The organism is Citrobacter sp. LST-B2 (assembly GCF_057983045.1).
The window spans coordinates 5087723-5097535 of sequence record NZ_CP192598.1 but is presented as its reverse complement, the minus strand read 5'-3'; the positions used below and the strand labels follow the sequence as shown (position 1 = coordinate 5097535).

Below are 9813 nucleotides of genomic sequence, written 5' to 3'. Positions count from 1 at the left end.
GGCGGACTCCACTCGAACAAAAGTCGATAAATGACAAAGGCTGAAACATTCATGATTGTTGACGCACGTCGGCTAGACCCTATGCAAAGGGTGACGTGCGAATTGCTATCTGCAATTTTAACCCGATCAGGATCCTTTGAAACGATCGGGACCGCGGATCATAGCGTAAACTGCGCAAGAGATCTTCTGTTTCTCACAGATTCTTCCCGATTTATCCACAGGCCTTCACAGGACCGGATAAGTGTAAACGATCCTGGAGAAGTGCTGCACGATTTCGCCCGCATATTGGAAAAATTAATGAGTAAAGACGCTATACTGCTAAAACGATCTCATAAAGATCCCGAGCGATCCTTGCGCTTTGTTCATCAGCCCGTATAATCTTTCCCCCGTCGCGCGATGCCCGTAACACGGTGTCAACGCTGCCTGTTTTTCACGCGAAAACGTGCGGAAATACGCGGGAAATAAGGAAAGAGAATTGACTCCGGAGTGTACAATTATTACAATCCGGCCTCTTTAATCACCCACGCTGAGGCGTTAGTCGTTCGAAACTCGTTCGGGTATACGCAAAAGTCAGTGAATTTATTCAAGTTTAGGTAGAAATCGCCATGAAACGCACTTTTCAACCGTCTGTACTGAAGCGCAACCGTTCTCACGGCTTCCGTGCTCGTATGGCTACTAAAAATGGTCGTCAGGTTCTGGCACGTCGTCGTGCTAAAGGCCGCGCTCGTCTGACCGTTTCCAAGTAATAAAGCTAACCCCTGAGTGGTTAAGCTCGCATTTCCCAGGGAGTTACGTTTGTTAACTCCCGCTCATTTCACTTTCGTCTTCCAGCAGCCACAACGGGCTGGCACGCCGCAAATCACCATCCTCGGCCGCCTGAATTCGCTGGGGCATCCCCGTATCGGTCTTACTGTCGCCAAGAAAAACGTTCGACGCGCGCATGAACGCAATCGGATTAAACGTCTGACGCGTGAAAGCTTTCGTCTGCGTCAACACGAATTGCCAGCAATGGACTTCGTAGTGGTGGCGAAAAAAGGGGTTGCCGACCTCGATAACCGTGCTCTCTCGGAAGCGTTGGAAAAATTATGGCGCCGCCATTGTCGCCTGGCTCGCGGGTCCTGATAGCCCTTATTCGGGTCTATCAACGCCTGATCAGTCCGCTGCTTGGGCCGCATTGCCGTTTCACTCCAACGTGTTCAAGCTACGGAATTGAGGCATTGCGCAGGTTTGGAGTGATAAAAGGCAGTTGGTTGACGGTGAAACGCGTATTAAAATGCCACCCTTTACACCCTGGTGGTGACGATCCCGTCCCGCCCGGACCATTTGATACCAGAGAACACTAACGATGGATTCGCAACGCAATCTTTTAGTCATCGCTTTGCTGTTCGTGTCTTTCATGATCTGGCAAGCCTGGGAGCAGGATAAAAATCCGCAACCTCAGACCCAACAGACCACGCAGACAACGACCACCGCAGCGGGTAGCGCCGCCGACCAGGGCGTACCGGCCAGTGGCCAGGGGAAACTGATTACGGTTAAGACTGACGTGCTTGATCTGACCATTAACACCCGTGGTGGTGATGTGGAACAGGCCCTGCTGCCAGCTTACCCGAAAGAACTCGGTTCCAGCGAACCGTTCCAACTGCTGGAAACCACGCCGCAGTTTATCTATCAGGCTCAGAGCGGTCTGACAGGTCGTGACGGCCCGGATAACCCGGCTAACGGCCCACGTCCGCTGTACAACGTCGAAAAAGACGCCTTTGTACTGGCTGATGGTCAGAACGAACTGCAGATCCCGATGACCTATACGGATGCCGCGGGTAACACCTTTACCAAAACGTTTGTCCTCAAACGTGGCGACTATGCGGTTAACGTTAACTACAGCGTGCAGAACGCCAGCGAGAAACCGCTGGAGATCTCCACCTTTGGTCAGCTGAAGCAATCCATCAATCTGCCGTCTCATCGCGACACCGGAAGCAGCAACTTCGCGCTGCATACTTTCCGTGGCGCTGCGTATTCCACGCCAGATGAGAAGTATGAAAAATACAAATTCGACACCATCGCGGATAACGAAAACCTGAACGTCAATGCGAAAGACGGTTGGGTGGCGATGCTGCAACAGTATTTTGCAACGGCATGGGTGCCACGTAACGACGGTACCAACAACTTCTATACCGCGAACCTGGGTAACGGCATTGCCGCTATCGGCTATAAATCTCAGCCGGTACTGGTTCAGCCGGGTCAGTCTGGCGCGATGACCAGCACCCTGTGGGTTGGCCCGGAAATTCAGGACAAAATGGCGGCCGTTGCACCGCACCTGGATCTGACCGTGGATTACGGTTGGTTGTGGTTCATCTCTCAGCCGCTGTTCAAACTGCTGAAATGGATCCATAGCTTTGTCGGTAACTGGGGCTTCTCCATTATCATCATCACCTTTATCGTTCGTGGCATCATGTACCCGCTGACTAAAGCGCAGTACACCTCCATGGCGAAGATGCGTATGCTGCAGCCGAAGATTCAGGCAATGCGTGAGCGTCTGGGTGATGACAAACAGCGTCAGAGCCAGGAAATGATGGCCCTGTACAAAGCTGAGAAGGTTAACCCGCTGGGCGGCTGCTTCCCGCTGATCATCCAGATGCCTATCTTCCTGGCGTTGTACTACATGCTGATGGGCTCCGTGGAACTGCGTCATGCGCCGTTCGCCCTGTGGATCCATGACTTGTCTGCACAGGACCCGTACTACATCCTGCCGATCCTGATGGGCGTAACGATGTTCTTCATCCAGAAGATGTCGCCGACCACCGTGACCGACCCGATGCAGCAGAAGATCATGACCTTTATGCCGGTCATCTTTACCGTGTTCTTCTTGTGGTTCCCGTCAGGTCTGGTGCTGTACTATATCGTCAGCAACCTGGTGACGATCATCCAGCAGCAGCTGATTTACCGTGGTCTGGAAAAACGTGGCCTGCATAGCCGCGAGAAGAAAAAGTCCTGATACTCTTCATTCTTCAAGCCGCAGGCGCGTTGGCTGCATTTGCTTGCCCCAGTCACTTACTTCAGTAAGCTCCTGGGGCTCACAAACTTGCCGCCTTCCTGCAACGTGAATTATTTCGAGTATTCACGGTAAAGTTAATGCCATAGAGAAGGCGGTCATTAGACCGCCTTTTTTACATTTACGAAGAGACATATCATGAGCCATAACGACACTATCGTCGCCCAGGCAACCCCACCGGGACGCGGTGGTGTGGGTATTCTGCGCATTTCCGGCCTGAAGGCGCGTGAGGTGGCCGAAGCTGTGCTGGGCAAGCTGCCCAAACCCCGTTACGCCGACTATCTGCCGTTTAAAGATGCCGACGGTACCGCGCTGGACCAGGGGATCGCCCTGTGGTTTCCCGGCCCGAACTCGTTTACAGGTGAGGATGTGCTGGAACTTCAGGGACACGGCGGCCCGGTCATTCTCGACCTGCTGTTAAAACGCATCCTGACGCTGCCCGGCCTACGCATTGCCCGCCCCGGCGAGTTCTCTGAGCGCGCGTTTCTCAACGATAAACTCGACTTAGCCCAGGCCGAAGCGATTGCCGACCTGATTGATGCCAGTTCTGAGCAGGCGGCTCGTTCAGCGTTGAACTCATTGCAGGGAGCGTTTTCCACCCGCGTAAACCATCTGGTGGAAGCACTCACTCACCTGCGCATCTACGTAGAAGCGGCCATCGACTTTCCGGATGAAGAGATCGACTTCCTGTCGGATGGCAAAATTGAAGCGCAATTGAATGGCGTGATTGCCGATCTCGATGCCGTTCGCGCTGAAGCGCGTCAGGGCAGCCTGCTGCGTGAAGGGATGAAGGTGGTCATTGCAGGACGCCCTAACGCCGGTAAATCAAGCCTCCTGAATGCGCTGGCGGGCCGTGAGGCGGCCATTGTCACCGACATCGCCGGTACCACGCGCGATGTGCTGCGTGAGCACATCCATATCGATGGTATGCCGCTGCACATTATCGATACCGCCGGTCTGCGTGAGGCCAGCGACGAAGTGGAGCGTATCGGTATCGAACGGGCCTGGCAGGAAATTGAGCAAGCGGATCAGGTGCTGTTTATGGTCGATGGCACCACCACGGATGCCGTTGACCCGGCTGACATCTGGCCGGACTTTATCGCCCGTTTACCGTCAAAACTGCCCATTACCGTGGTACGAAACAAAGCGGATATCACCGGCGAACCGCTGGGCATCAGCGAGGTGAATGGTCACTCACTGGTTCGTCTTTCGGCGCGCACCGGTGAAGGCGTGGACGTACTGCGCAACCATCTCAAACAGAGCATGGGTTTTGATACCAACATGGAAGGAGGCTTCCTGGCCCGTCGTCGTCACTTACAGGCGCTGGCCGACGCCGCTGAGCATCTCCAGCAGGGCAAGGCCCAACTGTTAGGTGCATGGGCCGGTGAGCTACTGGCTGAAGAGCTCCGTCTGGCGCAGCAAAGCTTAAGTGAGATCACCGGTGAGTTTACCTCCGACGATCTGCTGGGAAGAATTTTCTCCAGCTTCTGTATCGGTAAGTAATCCCGTAGCCCTGAATTAACTGACGGTTAATTCAGGGCATTATCGTTTTATAAGAGGGTCTCTTTTTATGGAACATAAACGTTTACTTGACTGTAGTGCTTCTGATTTCGTGTGCATGGACAAAACGGCGCTGCTGTACGCAATCCGCGCCAGTGAAGGCCGCGTCCTGGTCAGTGAAACCATCGCCATTACCCAACCATTGCTCAATAACGTCACTAATGCCGAACTTGCCGCGTCGCAGGGGGCGGACATTCTGCTGATCAACATGTTCGATAGCAAAGCACCGCTAATCCAGGGAATGCATGCCGGTACTGCACCGGATCAGACGTTGCATGAACTGCAGCGCCTGACCGGACGCATCATAGGCGTCAACCTTGAGGCCGTCGATCCTGAATTTGCCAGTGCGCATGATGACATCTGGAAGATGAAACCAGGCCGTGCCGCAACCGCAGAGAATGCTCGCAAACTGGTAGAAATGGGAGCGAAGATCCTGGTACTGACGGGAAATCCCAACAACGGCGTTAGCAATCTCTCTCTGGGAAAAGCGGTGAAAACGATCCGTGAGGCCGTTGGCGACAAGGCCATTATCATCACCGGTAAAATGCACGGCGCAGGGATTGTGCGGGAAAGCGGCAGCGCAATTATCAGTGAAAGTGACGTCGCCGCCTTTGCCGGACAGGGCGCAGATATCGTGCTTATTCCTGCGCCAGGAACAGTACCGGGTATGAGCCAGCAAAAAGTAGAGGCGCTGATCGCGTGTGCACACGCGCACGGTGCGCTGGCAATGACGGCAATCGGCACCTCTCAGGAGGGCGCAGACGTCAGTACAATTCGCCAGATAGCCCTGATGAGTAAAATGGCAGGGGCGGATCTCCATCATATTGGCGATACTGGCTATATGGGAATGGCGTTGCCGCAAAATATACTGGCCTACAGCGTGGCGATTCGTGGCGTCAGACATACTTATACACGTATTGCCCGTTCGGTAAATCGCTAGCGGAATATTGTATTTTCTTGAATGATCCTTAATTAATTAAATGTTAATTTAACTGTGATTTTTATCACAGTTAAATTATTCTCTCATAGACAAATATTTTCATTGCCATAATGTAGCACTGTGTCTACAGAGGATAACTCAATCATGATTATCTTACATGCATACATCATTTCAAAATGGTTTAATGTTGACAATAAAATTGTCAATCATCACCCTTAAATTTCCCTGCCTTTATTTTGCCAGAACATAGGCTATTCGTAGTCTGTTCATTTGGCACATCTCAAACATAGCTCAATTTCTCATTGTGGTTGCATATCGCAACGCCACGTATGCCTGTTCGTTTTTTAAAACGAAAATACAGTCATGACTGGAATAAATGAGAGATGAATTATGCCGGGTATATTTGTACCCGCGTGCAGACGTATTGAGTCAATACAGTGAAATAAATTAAAGGATTATGTCATGGATAACTTTAAACATTTACCAGAACCCTTCCGTATTCGTGTTATTGAACCGGTAAAACGTACAACGAGAGAACATCGGAATAACGCAATTATTAAATCCGGGATGAACCCTTTCCTGCTGGATAGTGAAGATGTCTTTATTGATCTGCTGACCGACAGCGGTACTGGCGCAGTGACACAGAATATGCAAGCAGCCATGCTACGTGGGGATGAAGCCTACAGCGGCAGCCGTAGCTATTATGCGTTATCTGAAGCAGTGAAAAACATTTTTGGTTATCAATATACAATTCCAACGCACCAGGGCCGCGGTGCAGAACAAATTTATATTCCGGTTCTCATCAAAAAACGTGAGCAGGAAAAAGGGTTAGACAGAAGTAAGATGGCGGTTTTCTCCAACTACTTCTTCGATACCACTCAGGGACACAGTCAAATCAACGGCTGCGCCGTGCGTAACGTGTACATCAAAGAGGCATTTGATACTGGTGTTCGTTATGACTTTAAGGGAAATTTCGATCTCGATGGATTAGAGCGCGGCATTCAGGAAGTCGGCCCCAACAACGTTCCGTATATTGTGGCGACCATTACCAGTAACTCTGCAGGCGGGCAACCGGTTTCATTAGCCAACCTGAAGGCCATGTATAATATCGCTAAAAAATATGACATTCCGGTAGTCATGGACTCCGCGCGCTTTGCCGAGAATGCGTATTTTATCCAGAAACGCGAAGCAGAATACCGGGACTGGAGCATCGAAGAAATTACCCGCGAGACTTACAAATATGCCGATATGTTGGCAATGTCCGCGAAAAAAGATGCGATGGTGCCAATGGGCGGCTTACTGTGCATTAAAGACGACACCTATTTTGACGTCTATACCGAGTGCAGAACCCTGTGCGTCGTACAGGAAGGCTTCCCGACATACGGTGGTCTGGAAGGCGGGGCAATGGAGCGTCTTGCGGTGGGTCTGGTGGATGGTATGAACCAGGACTGGCTGGCCTATCGTATCGCGCAAGTGCAATATTTAGTCGATGGCCTCGAGGCGATTGGCGTCACTTGCCAACAGGCTGGCGGCCACGCGGCCTTTGTCGATGCGGGTAAATTATTGCCGCACATTCCGGCAGAACAGTTCCCGGCTCAGGCTCTCGCTTGCGAACTCTATAAAGTGGCCGGTATCCGCGCCGTTGAGATTGGTTCATTCTTATTAGGCAGAGATCCTAAAACCGGTAAGCAATTACCTTGCCCGGCCGAGCTTCTGCGTCTAACCATCCCAAGGGCAACGTATACGCAATCTCATATGGACTTCATTATTGAAGCCTTTGAACACGTCAAAGAAAACGCGATGAATATTAAAGGGTTGACCTTCACCTACGAACCGAAAGTATTACGTCACTTCACCGCTAAACTGAAAGAAGTTTAATTATAAGCATCAGAGGGGGTTATACGCTTTAACCCCCCAGCGATAAATCCACTTCCTTTATATTGTTGCATAATTAAAACCTTATAGGTTCACTATAATTAATGAGGCATCATGGAAGAAAATTCGAATGCTAAACACTCCTCCTTTTGGGGGATTATGGTCATAGCCGGTACGGTGATTGGTGGGGGGATGTTTGCTCTCCCCGTTGATTTGTCCGGCGCGTGGTTTTTTTGGGGGGCGTTTATTTTAATAATCGCCTGGTTTTCAATGATGCATTCCGGACTCCTGTTATTAGAGGCAAATTTAAATTACCCCGTCGGATCCAGTTTTAATACCATTACTAAAGATCTTATTGGCAACAAATGGAACATTGTGAGTGGATTTACCGTTGCCTTTGTTCTCTACATTCTCACGTATGCCTATATTTCTGCTAATGGCGCCATCATTAGCGAAACGATCTCCATGAATATGGGATATCGCGTTAACCCCCGAATTGTCGGAATCTGTACTGCCATTTTTGTCGCCAGCGTGTTGTGGATCAGTTCACTGGCAGCCAGTCGAATTACCTCCTTGTTCCTCGGGATTAAAATCATCTCTTTTATTATCGTTTTTGGGTCATTCTTCTTCCAGGTCGATTTTTCTATACTGCGGGATACGGCAGGCCAGGCTCAAAACAACGTCTCTTACTTCCCCTATATTTTTATGGCATTACCGGTATGCCTGGCTTCATTTGGCTTTCACGGAAACATTCCCAGTCTGATCATCTGCTATGGCAAAAGAAAAGATAAATTAATTAAAAGCATTGTCTTTGGTTCTTTGCTGGCGCTGGTGATTTATCTGTTCTGGTTGTATTGCACCATGGGTAACATTACACGGGAAAGCTTCAGTGAGATCATTGCGTCGGGCGGTAATGTTGATTCATTAGTAAAATCATTTCTCGGCACCAGGCAAACCGGAATCATCGAATTTTGTCTGCTGGTTTTTTCAAACCTGGCCGTCGCCAGTTCCTTTTTTGGCGTGACTCTGGGGCTATTTGATTATCTTGCGGATCTGTTCAAATTCGACAATTCGGCAGTGGGACGTTTTAAAACCGTCTTGTTAACCTTCCTGCCTCCGGCGCTTTTATACTTAATCTTCCCGAACGGTTTTATCTATGGCATCGGCGGCGCAGGGCTGTGCGCAACGATATGGGCCGTGATCATCCCTGCGGTACTGGCCCTGAAAGCCCGCCAGAAGTTCCCCAATAAAATGTTTACCGTCTGGGGCGGTGTCTTTATCCCGACTATCGTGATCCTGTTCGGCGTAGCGGTTATTGTTTGCTGGTTCGGCAACGTCTTCAACCTGTTACCCCGATTCAGTTAAATTGCTGTTCCTCCATGCTGACATGCCGCCTCATTCAGGGCGGCATGTCAGTCAGGAATTCACTGTTGTCCAAATGGCAATTCGCCTTCTTCCCTGGGAGACCATCAAACAACCTCTCCTGACGCAAAAACAGCCAATCCGTACCAGGAAATGTAAATGCGCGTAAGGGAGGCTGATTCATTCGTACTTTTTGGCTATTTACTCTGTCTATAAACCGAGTAAATGTTACTCTCGTCATTATCACCGACCATTAATCATGGAGAGAAAAATGGCGACCCATTTTGCCAGAGGGATCCTGACGGAAGGACACTTGATTTCGATGCGCCTTCCGTCATCCTGCCATCATGAAGCACGAAGACTCCCCACACATCGCCAGACCCGTTTTCTGGCATCCCGAGGACTTCTCGCCGAGCTGATGTTTATGCTGTATGGCACGCTCGAGTTACCGGAAATCGTATACAAAGCCAAAGGCAAACCGGCATTTCGCGATAAAAATCTACCCAGCTTTTCCATCGCCTATGCCGGTAATATGGTCGGTGTGGCGCTGACAACCGAAGGGGAATGCGGACTGGATATGGAACTCCAACGCGCCCCCCGTGGATTTATTAGCCCCCATACCGCCGACGTCCCGACCTTCTCCAGCAACGAAAGCCTGTGGATCAGCAAGCAAAACGATCCGGACGAAGCGCGCGCGCAGATGATCACCTTACGCCAGAGTGTCTTGAAACTGACGGGTGACGTCCGCAACAACGATCCGCATGAGCTGCAATTGCTGCCAGTCTCCGGGCGTCTGAAATGTGCCCGTGTTACTCAGATTGAGGCTATTTGCGATGCCGAAGACCTGCTAGTGTGGTCGGTTGCGGTTACGCCAGCCATTGATAAACTTCAACTTTGGGAGTTTGATGTTAAGCAGGGCTGGAAAAGCCTGCCTGATATCCAGACCCGCGCGAATGCGCCGACGGGTCGTCTGATGCGATTCGCGCAATTATCTGCCGCGACGTCTTATACGCACAACTGATGGAGT

The 9813-nt window shown here is 50.7% G+C and carries 11 protein-coding genes; all 11 read left to right on the top strand.

Translation table 11 applies throughout. From position 1 onward, the window contains the following. Positions 1-30 precede the first annotated feature (30 nt). The 11 genes from ACQ0PY_RS24500 (at position 31) to ACQ0PY_RS24450 (ending at position 9807) form a co-directional block, all read left to right on the top strand. A complete protein-coding gene (locus tag ACQ0PY_RS24500) occupies positions 31-378 on the top strand; it encodes a hypothetical protein (RefSeq protein WP_418225362.1) in 348 nt (115 codons plus the stop codon). Between the two features lie 227 nt (positions 379-605). Then, positions 606-746, top strand: coding sequence for a 50S ribosomal protein L34 (rpmH, locus tag ACQ0PY_RS24495; protein WP_000831330.1), 141 nt, complete (start codon positions 606-608; stop codon positions 744-746). 16 nt (positions 747-762) lie between these two features. After that, complete coding sequence (gene rnpA / locus ACQ0PY_RS24490; RefSeq protein WP_000239725.1) at positions 763-1122, top strand: ribonuclease P protein component; 360 nt, start codon at positions 763-765, stop codon at positions 1120-1122. Then, positions 1086-1343 carry a membrane protein insertion efficiency factor YidD gene (yidD, locus tag ACQ0PY_RS24485; RefSeq protein ID WP_001307474.1) on the top strand — a complete coding sequence of 86 codons (258 nt, stop codon included), beginning with the start codon at positions 1086-1088 and terminating at the stop codon, positions 1341-1343. Before rnpA ends, yidD begins: the two co-directional genes overlap by 37 nt. Positions 1344-1345: 2 nt before the next feature. Continuing rightward, positions 1346-2992: a membrane protein insertase YidC gene (yidC, locus tag ACQ0PY_RS24480; RefSeq protein ID WP_042323526.1), complete on the top strand. Its 1647-nt coding sequence runs from the start codon at positions 1346-1348 to the stop codon at positions 2990-2992. A 195-nt stretch (positions 2993-3187) separates the two neighbouring features. Next, a complete protein-coding gene (mnmE, locus tag ACQ0PY_RS24475) occupies positions 3188-4552 on the top strand; it encodes a tRNA uridine-5-carboxymethylaminomethyl(34) synthesis GTPase MnmE (RefSeq protein WP_109739729.1) in 1365 nt (454 codons plus the stop codon). A gap of 67 nt (positions 4553-4619) precedes the next feature. Then, entirely contained in the window at positions 4620-5549 is a 930-nt protein-coding gene (locus ACQ0PY_RS24470; protein WP_109739730.1) for a DUF7916 family protein, read from the top strand. Positions 5550-5693: 144 nt separating this feature from the next. Then, positions 5694-5768 (top strand): tryptophanase leader peptide, encoded by a 75-nt coding sequence (tnaC, locus tag ACQ0PY_RS24465; RefSeq protein WP_099433256.1) that lies wholly within the window; start codon positions 5694-5696, stop codon positions 5766-5768. 243 nt (positions 5769-6011) lie between these two features. Then, a complete protein-coding gene (tnaA, locus tag ACQ0PY_RS24460) occupies positions 6012-7427 on the top strand; it encodes a tryptophanase (RefSeq protein WP_042998738.1) in 1416 nt (471 codons plus the stop codon). Between the two features lie 111 nt (positions 7428-7538). Further along, positions 7539-8789, top strand: coding sequence for a low affinity tryptophan permease TnaB (tnaB, locus tag ACQ0PY_RS24455; RefSeq protein ID WP_042998739.1), 1251 nt, complete (start codon positions 7539-7541; stop codon positions 8787-8789). A 268-nt stretch (positions 8790-9057) separates the two neighbouring features. Further along, the gene (locus ACQ0PY_RS24450; RefSeq protein ID WP_042998740.1) at positions 9058-9807 is read left to right on the top strand and encodes a 4'-phosphopantetheinyl transferase family protein; all 750 of its coding nucleotides are present in this window, start codon (positions 9058-9060) and stop codon (positions 9805-9807) included. Positions 9808-9813 lie beyond the last annotated feature (6 nt).